Annotated in this window: 15 protein-coding genes; 11 read left to right on the top strand and 4 right to left on the bottom strand. The window is 74.4% G+C overall.

Going from position 1 to position 16,615, the window contains the following annotated elements; all coding sequences use genetic code 11:
* Positions 1 to 50 precede the first annotated feature (50 nt).
* Positions 51 to 1,820, top strand: a complete 1,770-nt coding sequence (locus tag BMY88_RS02670) for an N-acyl-D-amino-acid deacylase family protein (RefSeq protein ID WP_091939761.1) — start codon at positions 51 to 53, stop codon at positions 1,818 to 1,820.
* A gap of 124 nt (positions 1,821 to 1,944) precedes the next feature.
* Here BMY88_RS02670 and BMY88_RS23675 read toward each other — a convergent pair whose 3' ends face one another.
* Both BMY88_RS23675 and BMY88_RS02675 read right to left on the bottom strand, forming a co-directional pair.
* Positions 1,945 to 2,103, bottom strand: coding sequence for a thiamine pyrophosphate-dependent enzyme (locus BMY88_RS23675; protein ID WP_170860922.1), 159 nt, complete (start codon positions 2,101 to 2,103; stop codon positions 1,945 to 1,947).
* Between the two features lie 66 nt (positions 2,104 to 2,169).
* Positions 2,170 to 4,263 (bottom strand): acetate--CoA ligase family protein, encoded by a 2,094-nt coding sequence (locus BMY88_RS02675; RefSeq protein WP_139220380.1) that lies wholly within the window; start codon positions 4,261 to 4,263, stop codon positions 2,170 to 2,172.
* A gap of 71 nt (positions 4,264 to 4,334) precedes the next feature.
* On the opposite strand from BMY88_RS02675, the gene BMY88_RS02680 reads away from it, so the two are divergent.
* Positions 4,335 to 5,549 (top strand): thiolase family protein, encoded by a 1,215-nt coding sequence (locus tag BMY88_RS02680; protein ID WP_211435438.1) that lies wholly within the window; start codon positions 4,335 to 4,337, stop codon positions 5,547 to 5,549.
* Positions 5,546 to 5,950, top strand: coding sequence for a Zn-ribbon domain-containing OB-fold protein (locus BMY88_RS02685; protein ID WP_170860923.1), 405 nt, complete (start codon positions 5,546 to 5,548; stop codon positions 5,948 to 5,950). The genes BMY88_RS02680 and BMY88_RS02685 overlap by 4 nt, the downstream gene beginning before the upstream one ends.
* Here the strand turns inward: BMY88_RS02685 and BMY88_RS02690 are convergent.
* The gene (locus tag BMY88_RS02690) at positions 5,947 to 6,747 is read right to left on the bottom strand and encodes an enoyl-CoA hydratase-related protein (protein WP_091939766.1); all 801 of its coding nucleotides are present in this window, start codon (positions 6,745 to 6,747) and stop codon (positions 5,947 to 5,949) included. The genes BMY88_RS02685 and BMY88_RS02690 overlap by 4 nt on opposite strands.
* A 108-nt stretch (positions 6,748 to 6,855) precedes the next feature.
* On the opposite strand from BMY88_RS02690, the gene BMY88_RS02695 reads away from it, so the two are divergent.
* Positions 6,856 to 8,349, top strand: coding sequence for a hypothetical protein (locus BMY88_RS02695; RefSeq protein ID WP_211435439.1), 1,494 nt, complete (start codon positions 6,856 to 6,858; stop codon positions 8,347 to 8,349).
* 116 nt (positions 8,350 to 8,465) lie between these two features.
* Here BMY88_RS02695 and BMY88_RS02700 read toward each other — a convergent pair whose 3' ends face one another.
* Complete coding sequence (locus BMY88_RS02700; RefSeq protein WP_091939768.1) at positions 8,466 to 10,199, bottom strand: thiamine pyrophosphate-binding protein; 1,734 nt, start codon at positions 10,197 to 10,199, stop codon at positions 8,466 to 8,468.
* Between the two features lie 111 nt (positions 10,200 to 10,310).
* On the opposite strand from BMY88_RS02700, the gene BMY88_RS02705 reads away from it, so the two are divergent.
* The 7 genes from BMY88_RS02705 (at position 10,311) to BMY88_RS02735 (ending at position 16,593) form a co-directional block, all read left to right on the top strand.
* Positions 10,311 to 11,084: an SDR family NAD(P)-dependent oxidoreductase gene (locus tag BMY88_RS02705; RefSeq protein ID WP_091939770.1), complete on the top strand. Its 774-nt coding sequence runs from the start codon at positions 10,311 to 10,313 to the stop codon at positions 11,082 to 11,084.
* Positions 11,081 to 11,872, top strand: a complete 792-nt coding sequence (locus BMY88_RS02710; RefSeq protein WP_170860924.1) for a coniferyl-alcohol dehydrogenase — start codon at positions 11,081 to 11,083, stop codon at positions 11,870 to 11,872. Before BMY88_RS02705 ends, BMY88_RS02710 begins: the two co-directional genes overlap by 4 nt.
* Before the next feature lie 126 nt (positions 11,873 to 11,998).
* The gene (locus BMY88_RS02715) at positions 11,999 to 12,613 is read left to right on the top strand and encodes a TetR/AcrR family transcriptional regulator (protein WP_170860925.1); all 615 of its coding nucleotides are present in this window, start codon (positions 11,999 to 12,001) and stop codon (positions 12,611 to 12,613) included.
* 122 nt (positions 12,614 to 12,735) lie between these two features.
* Positions 12,736 to 13,527, top strand: a complete 792-nt coding sequence (locus BMY88_RS02720) for an SDR family NAD(P)-dependent oxidoreductase (protein WP_091939777.1) — start codon at positions 12,736 to 12,738, stop codon at positions 13,525 to 13,527.
* Between the two features lie 20 nt (positions 13,528 to 13,547).
* Positions 13,548 to 14,042 carry a nuclear transport factor 2 family protein gene (locus BMY88_RS02725; protein WP_091939779.1) on the top strand — a complete coding sequence of 165 codons (495 nt, stop codon included), beginning with the start codon at positions 13,548 to 13,550 and terminating at the stop codon, positions 14,040 to 14,042.
* Positions 14,043 to 14,074: 32 nt separating this feature from the next.
* Positions 14,075 to 14,965 carry an enoyl-CoA hydratase gene (locus BMY88_RS02730; RefSeq protein ID WP_091940049.1) on the top strand — a complete coding sequence of 297 codons (891 nt, stop codon included), beginning with the start codon at positions 14,075 to 14,077 and terminating at the stop codon, positions 14,963 to 14,965.
* A gap of 164 nt (positions 14,966 to 15,129) precedes the next feature.
* On the top strand, positions 15,130 to 16,593 hold the full coding sequence (locus BMY88_RS02735) for an MFS transporter (RefSeq protein WP_091939781.1): 1,464 nt from the start codon (positions 15,130 to 15,132) through the stop codon (positions 16,591 to 16,593).
* Positions 16,594 to 16,615 lie beyond the last annotated feature (22 nt).

Consider the following 16,615-nt stretch of genomic DNA (forward strand, 5'->3'; position numbering starts at 1 on the left):
CTGTATGGTCCTGTCGACCGGAAACGCGACGCCGCGCGCTGGAGGCAACCATGTACGACACCGTGATCCGAGGCGGAACCGTCGTCGACGGGACCGGCGCCGCCGCGTACCGAGCCGACGTCGCCGTGCAGGACGGCGTGATCGTCGAGATCGGCCGCGTGACCTCGCCCGCTCGTGAGTCGATCGACGCCGACGGCGCGCTCGTGACGCCCGGCTTCATCGATCTGCACACCCACTACGACGGCCAGTTCCTGTGGGACGACACGATCGACCCGAGCTTCTCGCACGGGGTGACCACGGCGATCGCCGGCAACTGCGGCGTCGGCTTCGCTCCGGTGGTCCCGGAGCACCGGCAGCAGCTCATCGAGGTGATGGAGGGCGTCGAGGACATCCCGGGACTCGTGCTGGACGAAGGCCTCGACTGGGACTGGCGCAGCTTTCCCGACTACCTCGACCGGATCGCGGCGCGCCGGTACTCGATGGACGTGGCCAGCCACCTCACCCACGCGCCGCTGCGGGTGTTCGTCATGGGGGAGCGGGCGCTGGAGCACCAGGCCGCGACCGCCGAGGACATCCGGCAGATGGCCGACCTGCTGCGCCAGGCCATGGACGCCGGGGCGCTCGGCTTCTCGACCGGCCGCCTGGTCGAGCACATCTCCAGCAGCGGAGCCAAGATCCCCGGCACGTTCGCCGAGGAGGTCGAGCTGATCGCGCTCGCCGAGGCGCTGGGGGAGAGCGGTCGGGGCGTGTTCCAGATCGTGCCCAAGGGAGCGATCGGTGCGGTCATCGCCGAGGCTGACGGGCGGGACGAGCGCCTGGCCGAGCACCGGCTCTACGAGCGCATCGCGACCGCTGCCGGCCGGCCGGTGACCTACTCGATCACCGAGGTGGGCAGCGACCCCGAGGACATCTGGCTGATGGTCGCGGAGAGTGAGAAGGCGGCGTCGGCCGGGCTGGAGCTCCGGCCGCAGATCGCGACCCGCGGCACCGGACTGATCAGCCTGCTCGACGGCTACCACGTCTTCCTGATGAAGCCGTCGTACCGGGAGATCGCCCATCTGCCCGTGCGGGAGCGCATCGCGGCCATGCGGGAGCCGGCGCGGCGGCGGGCGATCCTCGACGAGGAGCACGTCGAGGGGGAGTACGCCGACCAGCCGATCGTCGGGCCGATGCTGCGGCGCATGCAGGTCCGCCTCCCGCTGACCTACGTCCTGTCCTCGCCGCTGGACTACGAGCCCGGTCCCGACCGGACCGTGGGGATGCTGGCCGCCGCCGCGGGCACGACGCCCGAGGAGTTCATCTACGACCACTACACCGCCACCGACGACGGCGGGAACTTCAACGTGATCTTCGCGCTGAACTACGCCAACGGGAACCTGGACCACGTGCACGGCCTGCTGGAGAAGCCGGTCGTGCTGAGCAGCCTGGCCGACGGCGGCGCCCACATGAAGGTCATGTGCGACGCCTCCCAACCCACGTTCCAGCTCGCGTTCTGGACGCGCGACCGCACCCGTGGACCGCTCCTGCCGCTGGAGTTGGCCGTGCACAAGCTCACCGGCGCGGGGGCGGCGCTGTACGGGCTGGACGACCGCGGCACCGTCGAGGTCGGCAGGCGTGCCGACCTCAACGTGATCGACTACGACCGGCTGCAGCTGGACTGGCCGCGCATGGTCGGCGACCTGCCCAGTGGCAGCTCGCGGATGCTGCAGGGCTCGACGGGCTACCTCGCCACGCTCGTGGCCGGCACGACGACGCGCCGCGACGACGCCGACACCGGCGCGCGGCCGGGCCGGTTGCTCCGCGCGGGCGCAGGCCGCTGACGCGACGTCCGATGCGGGCCGGAGCCCCCGGGAGCCGCGTGCCGGGCGAGCGCGAGCGCCCGGCCCCGGCGGGCGCCGGAGACGACGGCGTCCCGCCCCATGCTGTCGATGGTCTCGCGCTCGGTCAGCGGTTGCTCCTGCGGAGCGGGATGTTCTCGTAGTAGGGGATGGCGATCTCCTCGACGCGGGTGACCACGACGCCGGCGCAGCCCAGGCCCTGCGCGACCACGTGGTAGGCGCTGCGGGCCAGGTCGACCACGGCGGTGTTCTTCGCGCCGAACACCAGCTCCTGGCCGTGCTCGGAGATGCCCCAGCCGGCGTTGTTTGACGATGAGGCCTGCCCGGACCGTCAGCCGGCCGCGCCCCAGGTCGTCAGCGCGTCGAGCGCCTCGATCCGGTCGCCGCGGACGAACAGCGGGTTGACCTCCAGCGCGGCCAGGTCGGGGCCGCACGCCGCGGCCGCCTCCCCGATGCCCACGGCGACCTCGGCGAGACGGGTCAGGTCCGTGGGCGGGATGCCGCGGTAGCCCCGCAGGAGGCGCCCCACGCGCGAGGACGCGAGCCCGGCGGCGACCTCCGCCACGGGAGCCGGCAGCAGGTGCAGCACGGTCTCGTCGAGGGCCTCGACCCAGAACCCGCCGAGCCCGACCGCGAGCACGAGACCCCACTGCGGGTCGCGCACGACGCCGACCAGCAGCTCGACGCCGCCGGTCCGCATCGGCGCCACCAGCACGCCGTCGATCTCCGCCTCCGGCACCGCGGAGTGCACCGACGCCACGACGCGGCCGAACGCCTCCCCGGCGGCGGCGCCCTCGACGCCGAGCACCACGCCGCCGACCTCGCTCTTGTGCGCGATGTCGGCCGACAGCACCTTCACGGCCACCGGGCCGCCGATCCGCTCGGCGGCCGCCTGCGCCTCCGCGACCGTCGTGGCCACGAGCACCGGGGCCACCGGGACGCCGTGCGCGGCGAGGTGCGCCAGCACCTCCCGCTCGGTCCGCGGCGGGGTCGCCGGCGCGGGTCCGGCGGGGGTGGGGGCCGGCCGGGGTGCGTCGAGGCTGCGCGACCACCGGGTGAGGTGGCCGACGGCCGCCATCACGTGCCGCTGGCCGGGGGCGGCGAAGCCGATGCCGTGCCGCGCCAGGTACGCCCGGCCGTGGGAGTTCACCGGCTGCTCGTGGTTGGTGAACAGCGCGGTGGGCCGGGCGGCGCCGCCGACGGCGCGGCCGATGAGCTCCAGCGTGGTCGGCATCCGCGGCGGATCGGTCGCCGGGACGTCCCAGTTGACCAGCGTCAGCCCGACGGCGGGATCGCGGGAGACGATGTCGGGGACGCTGGTCCACAGCGACTCGTCCCGCACGGCCGCGCCGGTGAGGTCCAGGGGGTTGTGCAGCTGGCCGAGGTCGGAGAGGACCTCGCGCAGCTCCGCCCGGGTCTCCGGCGCGAACTCGGGGAGCTCCACGCCGGTGGCCGCGCCGAGGTCGGAGGCGATCTCGCAGACCCCGCCCGACATGGAGACGACGGCGACGCCGGTCGGCCGGATCGGGCCGGTGTCGGCGAGCAGCGCGGCGGTGGTCACCAGCTCCTCGACGGTGCCGACCCGGGAGATGCCCAGCCGCCGGCACACCGCGTCGAACACCCGGTCGTCGCCCACGACCGCGTTCGTGTGCGCCGCCGCGATGGCCGCGGTGGCCGGGGCCGCGCCGGCCTTGATGGCGACGAGGGGCGTGCGGGCGGCGAGCGCGCGCTCGGCGGCGGCGGTGAAGGCCGCGGCGTCGGTGATCCCCTCGAGGAACAGGGCGATCGCCCGCACCTCGGGCACCTGGACCAGGTAGTCGACCAGATCCGCCGACGACACGTTCATCTCGTTGCCGGTGGCGATCAGGTGGGTGAAGTCGACCCCCTGCTGGGCGCCGTACCGGGCGATCGCCGTCGCCACCGAGCCGCTCACCGCGACCACGGCGACCGAGCCCGGGCCCTCCTGCGGGACGAAGGGGATGGAGCCCAGCGCGACCCGGTCGAGGAGGTTGCGGAAGCCCAGGCAGTTGGGCCCGAGGACGCGCACGCCGGCCGATGCGCACAGCCGGGCGAGCTCGGCCTGCCGGGCCGCGCCCTCGCCGCCGACCTCGGCGAACCCGCCGGCGAGGACGACGAGGTTGCCGACGCCGGCGGCGATCGCGTCGGCGGCGGCGTCCAGGATCGCCTCGTAGGGCACGCACAGGTAGGCGGTGTCGACGCGCTCGCCGATCGAGCGGCAGTCGATCGCGGAGGCCCGGCCGTAGGCAGGCGCGCCCCGGCGGTTGACCAGGTGCACGCCGCCGCGGTACCCGATGCCCTCCAGGGCGGTCATGGCCAGGTTCGAGTAGTGGTTGCGCTCGGAGGCCCCGACGATCGCGACGGAGGAGGGATTGAGCAGGGCGTCCAGGCGGTGCTCTCGGGTCACGATGTGACACGTTGTCACATCGTTGTGGGCCGGGTCACGTCGGCGCGGCGGCGGTCTGCGAAGCTCCGTCCGTGGACTCCCGACCCGGCGCAGGGGACCGCCCGCCGCTGCGCGCCCGGCTGGTCGGTGCGGCCGAGTACCCGGCCCGCCGCTTCTCGCAGGCGCCCACCGCGACCACCCTGGAGCAGGCGGCCGACCTCGTGCTGCTCGCGCTGGCCGACGCCGGTCTGACCCTGGCCGACCTCGACGGGCTCTCCGTGCGCGGGGTCTACGTCAGCGACCAGTTCCTCCCCGCGACCGTCGCGGAGTACCTCGGGGTGCGGCTGCGGTTCGGTGACGCCCCCGACCTCGGCGGGGCGACCGCGGCCGGGATGGTGTGGCGCGCCGGCGCGGCCATCGAGCGGGGCGTCGCCGACGTCGTCGTCTGCGTGTACCCGGGCAACTACCCGCCGCCGGCGCCCGACGGCGACTGGCGCAGCTTCGGGGCGTCGTCCTACCTGCCCGGCTCCCCGCAGGCGGAGTTCGAGATCCCGCTCGGCCACCTCGGGCAGAACGTGCCCTACGCCCTGATCGCCCAGCGGTACGCGCACGAGCGCGGGTACGACCCGCGCGCGATGGCCCGCCTGGTGGTGCAGCAGCGGCGCAACGCCTGCGCGAACCCCGCCGCGATCACGTTCGGGCAACCGGTGACCGAGGACGACGTGCTGGCGAGCAGGATGATCGCCCCGCCGCTGCGGCTGCTGGAGATCGTCCGCCCCGTGCGCGGCGGGGCGGCGGTGGTCCTGGCCTCCCCGGCGGTGGCCGCGCGGACGCGGTCGCGGCCCGTCGAGCTCGCCGGCTACGGCGAGGGGATCGCCACGAAGTCGCCGCACTGGGCGCGCGACCTGCTCGACGTCCCGCTGCGCGAGGCGGCGGCGACGGCGTTCGCGATGGCGGGCGTGGGGCCCGCTGACGTCGACGCCGCCCAGGTCTACGACTGCTACACGATCGCCGTGCTCCTGGCGCTCGAGGCCGCCGGCTTCTGCCCGGCGGGGGAGGGGATGGAGTTCCTCCGCACCCGGGGGTTCGGGCCCGGCGGGGACTTCCCGCTGAACACCAACGGCGGCCAACTCGGCTTCGGCCAGGCGGGGGGAGCGGGCGGGATGACGCACGTCGTGGAGGGGTACCGGCAGGCGGCGGGCCGGTGCGGGCACCGGCAGGTGCCCGGGTGCGGCACGGTCTTCGTCAGCGGGAACGGCGGCGTCATGAGCGAGCAGGTGGCGCTGGTGCTGCGGGCCGCCGCGTGAGCGCGGGCGCGCCCCCGGTCGTCACCGAGATCGCCCGCCCCTGGTGGGACGCGCTCGCCCGCGGCGAGGTCGCCGTCCAGTCGTGCTCGTCGTGCGCGGGCTGGGTGTTCTACCCGCGCCCGTTCTGCCCGTCCTGCGGCGGCCGGGACCTGGCGTGGCGGACCGTGGACCCGGCCGCGACCCTCTACACCTGGACCGTCGCCGAGGCGCCGGTGTCGCCGCACTTCGCACACCTGCACCGGCCGGTACTGGCGGTCGCGGAGCTCGGCATCGGCGTCCGGGTGCCGACGACGCTGGTCCACGCCGACCCCGACGACGTGCGGATCGGCATGGCGCTGACCCCGGTCTTCGACGCGGGCACCTATCCCGGGTTCACGCTGCTGCGGTACCGGCCTGCCTAGCGCCCGGTCCAGCGCGGGGCGCGCTTCTCGAGGAAGGCGCGGGGACCCTCGGCGTAGTCCTCGGTGCCGCGGAGGCGGGCCATGGCGGCCTCGACCAGCGCCTGTCCCTCGGCGTCGGGCAGGCCAGCGGCGGCCTTGGCGGCGGACAGCGCCTCCTGGACGGCCACCGGCGCGTTGCCCGCGATGCCGCGGGCCAGCTCGGCGGCGGCCGCGAGGGCCGCGCCCGGCTCGGTCAGCCGGTTGACCAGCCCGAACGCGTGCGCGCGCGCCGCGTCCAGCGGGGCGCCGGTCGCGATCATCTCCAGCGCCACGTTGCGGGGCAGCACCCGCGGCAGGCGGTGCACCCCGCCGGCGGTGGCCAGCAGCCCCCGGGTGACCTCGGGGAGGGCGAAGGTGGCGGCCGTGGAGGCGACGAGCAGGTCGCAGGCCAGCGCGATCTCGAAGCCCCCGGCCAGGGCGGCGCCCTCCACGACGGCGATCCACGGCGTCCGCCGGGGGGCACGGACGAAGCCGGCGAAGCCGCCCTCCACCGTCTCCATGGGCCCCTCGGTGTTGCCCGCGCCGATCTGCGAGAGGTCGGCGCCGGCGCAGAAGACCCGCGGGTGGGAGGACACCAGCAGCACGGCACGGACGTCGGGGTCGGCGTCGGCCCGGCGGACGGCGTCCTCGAGCAGCCGCGCCACCGCGCCGTTGACGGCGTTGCGCTTCTCGGGCCGGTCGAGGGTCACGAGGGCGACGTGCTCGCCGAGGACCTCGAAGCGGACCGGCTCGGATGCGGGCGCGGAGCGGTCGGGCATCTCGTCGTCCTCCTGACGTCGACGTCGGATCCGCCCCACCCTCTCGCACCCGGCGCCCGGTGCGAGAGGGTGGGGCGTCGGCCGTCGCCCGCGTCCCCGGAGGTTCCCGTGCTGCCCGATCCCGCCCGGATCCCCGTGGTCGTCGGCGTGGGCGAGGTGAACGACCGGCCGGCCGTCCCGGAGGCGGGGCTGGACTCCGCCGGGCTCATGGCCGCCGCCCTGCGGGCCGCCGACGCCGATGCCGGGGGCGGCTTCCTGGACCGCTGCGACCGCCTGCTCGTGGTTCCGCAGATCTCGTTCCGGGAGCTCGACGTCCCGGAGGCCCTGGCCGCGGAGCTCGGCCTGCCGGCCGGCCGCATCGCCGAGGCCGCCGAGGCCTCCGGGGACACCCCCGTGCGGTTCCTCGACGAGGCGGCGGCCCGCATCGCCGCCGGGGACGCCGCGGTCTGCGCGGTCGTCGGCGGGGAGGCACTGCGCACGGCCGCGGCCCGGGCGCGCGCCGCCGGTGGCACGAGCGAGCTGTTCGCCGGCTCCCGGCGGACCGCCGGCGACCTGCGCTCGGCCTACGGGCTGGTCACCCCGGCGGAGATCTATCCGCTGTACGAGCAGGCGACCCGGGCGGCGTGGGGGCAGACGCTCGCCGAGGCGCAGGAGGAGACCGGGCGGATCTGGGCGCTCATGTCCGAGGTGGCGGCCGGGGCGGAGGGCGCCTGGCTCCGGACGCCCCGCACGCCCGGCGAGATCCTGGACGCCGGCCCCGGCAACCGGCGGATCAGCCATCCGTACACGAAGTTCACGGTCGCCAACCCCTCGGTCAACCAGGGCGCGGCGGTGCTGGTCACCAGCCTGGCGCTCGCCCGGGCGGCGGGGATCCCGGACGCGCGGCTGGTCGCCGTCGGGTCCGGCGCGGCCGCGCACGAGCCCGACGACCCTCTCGCGCGGGCGGACTTCACCACCCCGCCGGGGATGCGGGTGTCGCTCACCCGGGCGCTGGAGCGCAACGGCCTGACGGCGGCGAACCTGGACGCCGTCGAGCTCTACTCCTGCTTCCCGTGCGTGCCGAAGATGGCCCGCCGGGTGCTCGGCCGGCCGCTCGACCGGCCCGTCACCGTGCACGGCGGCCTGACCTTCGGCGGGGGGCCGATCGGCAACTACATGACCCACGCGACCGCGGCGATGGTCCGCCGGTTGCGCGACGGCGGCCGGCACGGGCTGCTGTACGCCAACGGCGGCCACTGCACGCACAACCACACCCTCGTGCTGTCGGCGCCGGCGGCCGCCGGCGAGCCGCGGGTGGCCGATCCGGACGCCCAGGCCGAGGCCGACGCGCTGCGCGGGCCGCTGCCGCCACTGACCGACGCGCACGAGGGCGAGGTCGTGCTCGAGACCTACCAGGTGCCCTACGACGGGGCCGGCGAGCCCGCCGACGCCGTCGCCGTCTGCCGGAACCCGGCGGGGGAGCGCGTGCTGGCCCGGGTCCCGCGCGAGGACCGCGCGACCCTCGACCTGCTCACCGACGGCCGGCGCGAGCCGGTGGGCCTGCCCGGCGTCACCGCGCGGTCGGACGACGGGCGGCTCCGCTGGCGGCCCGTCGGTTCCTGAGTTCCGGCGGATCGGGCCGGCGCGCGCCGAGTCCTGCGCACTCGGGGCCATGACGGGCCGATCGCCACGAGTGCGCAGGACTCGCGACGCCCGTCCACCCGGGCGTCGGCGCGGGCTCAGCGGGGGACGGGGATGTTCTCGTAGTAGGGGATGGCGATCTCGTCCTCGCTGTCGGTGAAGCCGACCATGCGCTCGACGTTGGGGTGCATGACCTCGGGGTCGGTCATGACGTTGATGCAGGTCGGGACGCCGCTGCGCTGCGCCTCCCGGATCGCCGGGGCGATCTCCTCGACGCGGGTGACGACGACGCCGGCGCAGCCCAGGCCCTGCGCGACCACGTGGTAGGCGCTGCGGGCCAGGTCGACGACCGTGGTGTTCTTCGCGCCGAACACCAGCTCCTGGCCGTGCTTGGAGATGCCCCAGCCGGCGTTGTTGAAGATGACGGTGACGATCGGCAGGTCGTGCCGGGCCATGGTGTCGAACTCGGTGAGGTGGAAGCCCGCGGCGCCGTCGCCGGTGATGACCGCGACGGGCCGGCCGGGTCGGGCGACCGCTGTCCCGATGCCGAAGCCGGGGCCGACGCCGAGGGTGCCGAGGTAGCCGTTCCCGCCGAAGAGGCCGGGACCGGGGGAGGCCGCCAGCGGGATGATCCAGGACGGCGTCTCGCCCCCGTCGAACATGATCGCCGTGTCGGGGTCCAGGGCGCCGAGCACGGCCCTGGCCGCCGCATGCGGGTGGATGAACCCGTTCTCCGTGGTCTCGGGGGCGTCGTCGAAGCGGGCGAGCGTGCCCTTCCGGACCTCGCGCAGCAGCTCCGCCCAGCTCGGCGGGGCGGTCACGGGACGCGCGTCGAGGGCCCGGTTGAGCGCGGCCACCGTCTCGCCGGTGTCGGCGACGACGGCGAGCTCCGGGGTGCGGATCCGTCCGATCTCGGCGCCGTCGACGTCGATCTGGATCAGCGTCGCCGCGTGCGGCACGATCGCGCCGCCGCGCCCGCCCAGGAAGATGCCGCCGCGGGCGCCGAGCTGCACGACGACGTCCGGCGGCTGCTGGGCGACGGCGGCCGCCGCCGCGAGCACCCCGACCGGTCCGGCATTGAGCGGGTGGGCGGCGGGCAGCACGCCGTTGCCCTTGGCGCCGTAGAACACCGGGATGCCGGTGCGCTCGGCGAAGGCGGCGAGCTCGCGGGGGCAATCGGGGGAGAACAGCGCGCCGCCGCCGACGATGATCGCGGGCCGCTGCGCGCCGGCGAGGATCTCCAGGAGCCGATCCACCGCCGCGGGTGAGGGCGCCGGCCGCGTGACGAGGCCGGGCGGGCGCGGCAGCTCGATGTCGGCGTCGTCGAGCGGGCCGAACATCACGTCGATGGGGAACTCGAGGTAGACCGGGCCCGGGCGCCCCGAGCGGGCGATGCGCAGCGCCTTGTCGACGAGGTCGGGGATGCGCTCGACATGGGTGACGCGGTGGGCCCACTTGGTCACCGGCGCGGCCATGAGGACCTGGTCGATGCCGCCCTGCAGCACGTTGGTCTCGGCCTCGCGCAGCGGCGGTGAGCTCGAGATGACCAGCACCGGGGCGGCGTCCAGGTGGGCGTCGGCGATGGCCGTCAGCGAGTTGGTGAAGCCGGGCCCGGAGGTGACGGCGCAGACGCCGACGCCCCCGGTGACGCGGGCGTACGCGGCGGCCGCCTGCCCGGCGGTGTTCTCGTGCCGGGTGTCGGTCAGGCCGATGCCGGCGTCGCGGCAGGCCACGAGGAAGGCGTCGAGGTGGCCTCCGTGGAGCACGAAGGCGCGGTCGACGCCGAGCGACGCCAGTGACCGGGCCAGGGCGGTCCCGCCGTTGATCCTCACGATGGTCGTCCTTTCCCGGTCACCGGTTTCGACTTCGACGTCGACTATTGCTCCGTGCGGGTGCCTGCACAAGACTCGGGTCGGCGGGCGGACCGAGGGACGGGGAGCGGCGTGGCGCGGTTCGACGAGCGGGTCGCGGTGGTGACCGGGGCGGCCTCGGGCATCGGTGAAGCGGTCGTGCGGCGGCTGGTGGCCGAGGGGGCGCAGGTCATCGGCGGGGACCTCTCCGCGGAGCGCCTGCAGGCGCTCGCGGGCGACCTGGGGGCCGCCTTCCGCGGGGTCGTGACCGACGTGACGGTGGAGTCCGACGTCGAGGCGATGGTCGCCACCGCCACCGACGCGTGGGGGCGCCTGGACCTCGCGTTCAACGTGGCCGGCGGCGCGCGCCCGGGCCCGATCGTCGACCTGACCGAGGCCGACTGGGATGCCACCGTCGACCTGGTGCTGAAGGGCGTGTTCCTGAGCGTCAAGCACGAGGCGCGGGTGATGCGCGCCGCCGGTGGGGGAGCCGTCGTCAACGTGTCGTCGCTCAACGCCCACGTCCCGATGCGGGGTGGCGGCTCCTACGCCGCCGGCAAGGGCGGGGTGGAGATGCTGACCCGCACCGCCGCGCTGGAGCTCGCCGAGGACGGCATCCGGGTCAACTCGGTCCTGCCCGGGCTCGTGCGGACCCCCGGCACGGCCGCCGTGTTCGACCGGCCGCGGGTCCATGAGGCCTTCCTCGCCCGCATCCCGCTGGGGCGCGCGGCCGATCCCGACGAAGTCGCCGGCCCGTGCCTGTACCTCGCGAGCGACGACGCCCGCTACGTCACCGGAACCGCCCTCGTCGTGGACGGGGGCTGGGAGATCACCGGCTACCCCGACGTCCGGGCGCTGGGGTCGTGACGTTTCCCGGCTACCGCGGCAGGCGCGTCGTCGTCACCGGTGCCTCGTCGGGCATCGGCCGGGCGCTGGCCCGCGCGCTGGTGGACCTCGGCGCCGAGGTCCACGGCGCGGCACTCACCGGGTCGGGGGAGGGGCTCGCATCGTTCCGCGAGCTCGACCTGGCCGACCCGGCGTCCATCGAGGAGGCGGAGGCCGGCCTCGGCGGGCCCGTCGACGTGCTGTTCAACTGCGCCGGCGTCGTGCCGATGCTCGACCCGGACGTCGTCGTGGCGGTGAACTTCCTCGGGACGCGGCTGCTCACCGAGCGGATGCTGGAGCGCATGGGCCCCGGCGGCGCGGTCGTGAACGTGTCGTCCAACGGCGGGTTCGCCTGGCGGACCAGGAGCGCGTTCGTGCGGGAGTTCGTCGGAACGCCGACCTTCGAGGCGGGGCTGGCCTGGTACGCGGCGCATCGGGAGGAGGCCGGGCACGCGTACCGGTTCGCCAAGGAGGCGCTGACCGTCTGGACGATGTTGGCGTCGGCCGAGTTGATCGGGCGCGGGATCCGCATGAACGTCGCGAGCCCGGGCTCGGTGCAGACGCCGATGCTCGCGGCGATCGAGGCGGTCACCCCGGCCGCAGCTCTCGCCGCCGTGGAGCAGCCGAGCGGGCGCCGATCGACGCCGGAGGAGCAGGTCGGTCCGCTGCTGTTCCTGGGCAGCGACGCCGCGTCCTACGTGACCGGCGCCGACCTCCCGGTCGACGGCGGCTTCTGGGCCGCCCAGACGGTCGCCGGCCGCCTGCACTGAGGGTCCCGGCCCGGGCCGGTCGGAGGCCGACCGGAGTCGATGCCGTCGAACCTAGACTCGCCCGACCGTCGCGGCGACGGCCCTCGTCGCCGCGAGCACGTCGGCCGGTGGGGCAGGGGAGTGCACGTGCAGCAGAGGCAGCCCAACCAGCGCGGCGCCGGGGGTCGTCTCCGCCTGGAGCTTCTGGACGCGGCGTTCCGTGTCCTGGACCGGTCCCCGGCGAGCGGGCTGAGTCTGCGGATGGTCGCCCGCGAGGCCGGGGTGGCGCCACCCTCGGTCTACGACCACTTCCCGGATGCGCGAACGCTGATGGCCGACGTCGTGCGCGAGTGCTGGCAGCAGCTCGGCGACGCGATGCGGGAGAGTGCCGGGCGGCCGGCCGAGCAGGAGCCGCTGGCCGTCCTCAAGGAGCAGATGTCGGCCTACGTGGCCTACGCCATGCAGCGCCCTTCGCGCTACCAGTTGCTGTTCGCCTTGCAGCCGCTGGACGCGGAGGCCGCCCGGGACCTGCCTGGCCCGGTCCAGCCCGCGTACCGCAACGTGCTGGAGTGCGTGGAGGCGATGCTCGCGGCGGGCCGCTCGCTCCCGGCAGCGGACGCCCACACGACGGTCCTGCTCGTCCTGTCGATCGCGCACGGTCGGATCGCCTTGGCCCAGACCGCCCCGCACCGGCCCGGGAACTTCTCGGCCGGGGTCCAGCGGTTCGTCTCCGACGTGCTCGACCGGATCTTCGCCGCGTAGTTCGCGCCCGATCCCCGCTCCGCCCTGGTGGTCTGCGCCACACGCCAGTTAACCTAACGCCTGTTAGGTCAGCGGCTGCGGAAGCGGCTCGGCGTGCACCGGCGCATCCGGAATGGGGACAGATGGGCAACGAGAACGGACGGCTCGCGGGCAAGGTCGCGATCATCACGGGAGCGAGCACGGGCACGGGTCCGGTGATGGCGAAGCGGTTCGTGCGGGAGGGCGCGCGCGTGCTGCTGTCGGCCCGCCGGGAGGAGCTGGTCCTGCAGGCGGCGGCCGAGGCGGGGGACGGCGCGATCGGCATGCGCGCCGACGTGACGAACGAGGACGACGTCCGGGCGATGGTCGACCGGTGCATGGAGGAGTTCGGCCAGGTCGACATCCTGCTGAACAACGCCGCGGCCCCGGGCAAGGACCTCTACGTCTGGGAGCAGACGGTCGAGAACTTCAACTCCACGCTCGCGGTCGACCTGACCGCCGCGATGCTGTGCACCCGCGAGGTGCTCAACCGGTCGATGCTCGAGCGCCGGACGGGGTCGATCGTGAACTTCTCCTCGACCGCCGCGTGGAACGGGATCCCGCGCAAGACCCACTACGTGTCGGCCAAGGCGGCGCTGCGCGCGCTGACCAAGACCATCGCGCTGGAGGTCGGGGAATACGGCATCCGGTGCAACTGCCTGGTCCCGGGAGGCATCGAGACCGAGCTGTGGTCGAACTGGGGCAGGCGGATGGCGGCCGAGCAGGGCATCGAGTTCGAGGAGTGGAAGGTGACCGCCCTGGAGGCGGTGCCGCTGCGCACGATCTCCCAGCCGGAGGACATCGCGAACCTTGCGCTGTTCCTCGCCGGCGACGAGAGCCGGACCATCACGGGTCAATCCATCAACTGTGACGCCGGCGGCGTCATGGTCGGCTGAGCAGCAGGGGAGCAGGGGACATGAGCGAGAACGGGCAGCTCTCGGTCGAGGAGCGGTTGCGCGCGGTCGAGGACCGGCTGGCGATCTACCAGCTGATCTGCGGCTACGGCTACGCGATGGACGGCCGCAATGCCGACGCGGTGGGATCCCTCTACGCCGAGGACGCGGTGTACGCCGTCGCCGACATGCCGGCCTTCGAGGGGCGCGAGCGGATCGCGGCGATCACCCAGGACGAGGTGCACGTCGGTCTCGTGGAGGCGGGCTGCGCCCACGTCTCGACCCTGCCGTACGTGGTGATCGACGGCGACCGGGCCGTCGCGACGTGCCACACCATGGTGGTCCGGAAGGGCGAGACGGGCTTCTCCGTCTGGCGGCTCAGCGCCTCCCGGATCCAGCTGTCCCGGAAGGCGGAGGGCGGGTGGCAGATCGATCACCGGCAGAACTACCTTCTGGACGGCGATCCGGCGGGCCCCGCACTGCTCGCCCGCCTCCAGGAGGGACCGCAGCAGTTCTGAGCCCCTCGTTGCCGATGAAGGGAACCGACCCCATGACCGACTTCCGGTTCATCACCACCGAGATGTTGGACGACGGCGCGATCGTCCGGATCAAGCTGAACCGCCCGCGCCAGCGGAACGCGCAGAGTCGCGGGCTGCTGGTCGAGCTCGACGGGGCATTCCGGGCCGCCGAGGCCGACGACCGGGTGCGGGTCGTCATCCTCGGCGCCGAGGGCACGATGTTCTCGGCCGGGCACGACACCGGTTCCCAGCAGGCGATGGCCGAGTACCTGCCCGGGCCGGACCAGCACCCGACCACGCAGATCGACGGAGGGACGCGCCTCGGCGTCGAGAAGCTGTTCCTGCAGGAGTGGCGCTACTTCTTCCAGAACACCCGCCGGTGGCGCGACCTGCGCAAGATCACCATCGCGCAGGTGCACGGCAACGTGATGTCCGCGGGCCTGATGCTGATGTGGGCGTGCGACCTCATCGTCGCCGCGGACGACGCCGTGTTCTCCGACGTCGTGGGGCAGCGGCTGGGGATGTGCGGGGTGGAGTACTTCGCGCATCCGTGGGAGTTCGGGCCGCGAAAGACCAAGGAGCTGCTGCTCACCGGCGACTCGATCGACGCCCGAGAGGCGCGCGCCCTGGGCATGGTCAGCAAGGTCGTGGCCCCCGACGAGCTGGACGACCGGACGCTGGAGTTCGCCCGCCGGATCGCCGCGCTGCCCACGGTGACCGCGCTGCTGGTCAAGGAGTCGGTCAACCAGTCCGTCGACATGATGGGGTTCCAGAACGCGCTTCGAGCGTGCTTCACCCTGCACGAGCTCAACCACGCCCACTGGTCGACGATCCACGAGGACGGCTATCCCTCCGGGCGGGCCGAGGACGGGATCCTCGGGGCCATCACGGCCCGGAGACCTGGGGCCGACAACTCCCGGTAGCTGCCCGGGGCGCCCATCGCCCGACGGCGCCCCCCCGGCCCGGCCGTGGGCCCGACACGACGGGATCCCGCAGCGCTCGTCCGAGGCGACACCGACGCCGGTCGCGTCCCGGGTCCCCGGATCCGCGCCGGCCGCAACGACGACGGACTCGGGGGAGGCGCGAGATGTGGCTGAGGTCCAGCGAACCTCCCGAGACGGCCGCGACCGGTGGCGGCTTCCCCACGGGCTCTGCGGCGCCCGGCCCCTCGCGCCGCGCGGTCCTGGCGGTGCTCGCCGTCGGCGTGCTCACCTTCGCGCTGCTCCAGTCGATGGTGCTGCCCGTACTCCCGACGCTCCAGGAGCGCCTCGGGACGACCCAGTCCGGGGTGTCCTGGCTGATCACCGGCAACCTCCTGGCATCCGCCGTCGCGACGCCGATCGTCGGCCGTCTGGGCGACATCCACGGCAGGCAGCGGATGCTGGTCGTCTCGCTGGGAACGTTGGGCGCCGGGTGCCTGCTCTGTTCTTCGGCCACCTCCCTGCCGCTCATGATCGGTGGCCGCGTCCTCCAGGGCTTCGGTGCGGCGGTTGCCCCTCTGGCGTTCGGCATCGTGCGAGACGTGTTCCCCGACCGCGCGGTGCCCCGGGCCATCAGCGCGCTGTCCCCCATGCTGGCGCTCGGCGCGGCGGCCGGCCTGACGCTGGCCGGACCGGTCGTGGGGCTCCTGGGCGTGCCGTGGCTGTTCTGGTTGCCGATGATCGCGGTCCTGGTGGCGGCTGTCGCCGCGTATCGGGTGGTGCCGCCGTCAACGGTGCGCGCTCCCGGGCGGATCAACTGGCTCGCGGCGGCGCTCCTGACGGGCTGGCTGGTCTGCATGCTGCTCGCAGTCAGCTGGGCCCCGACCCGGGGCTGGACGTCACCCACGGTGCTTGGGCTGCTGGCCTGCGTTGCCGTGTTCGCGCCGCTGTGGGGGGCCGTGGAGCTGCGGTCGGAGCAGCCGCTCATCGACCTCCGGCTGATGCGGCTGCGGGTCGTGTGGACGGCGAACCTGGTCGCTGTCCTCCTCTTCTTCGGTGTCTTCGCTGCGCTGGTCCTCGTGCCTCAACTACTCCAGACCGACCCGTCGGCGGGATACGGGTTCGGGGCATCGAACACCGAGTCGGGCCTGCTGTTGCTGCCGCAATCGGCCGCCTCGTTCGTCCTCGGCCTGAGCGCCGGGTGGCTCGCGGCACGGATCGGGTTCAGGCGCGTGCTGGTGGTCGCGGCCCTCGTCGGCGCGACCGGGTACGCGACGCTCGCGCTCGCCCACGACCAGCTCTGGCATGTCCAGGTGGCGCTCGTGCTCGCCGGGGCCGGCCTGGGCCTGAGCCAGGCTGCGCTCGCGAACGTGGTCGTGTCCGGCGTGCCGCAGAACAGGACGGGGGTCGCCGGCGGGATGTACGCCAACCTCCGCACGATCGGGGGCAGCCTGGGAACCGCGGTGACGACGACCGTGGTCACGGCAGGTGCCGGCTCGGACGGCGTGCCCGCGGAGGGTGGATACACCGCTGCCTTCCTGGTGCTGGCAGCCACCGCGGCGGCGGCGGCGCTGGGGGCGCTGGTCATCCGCGGTGCGAGCCGCCCGTCGTCGGCGGCGGTCCGGGGGTAGTCCGGAAGGGTCCGAGAACCAG

It is taken from the genome of Trujillonella endophytica, from assembly GCF_900110555.1.
GTDB lineage: Bacteria > Actinomycetota > Actinomycetes > Mycobacteriales > Geodermatophilaceae > Trujillonella > Trujillonella endophytica.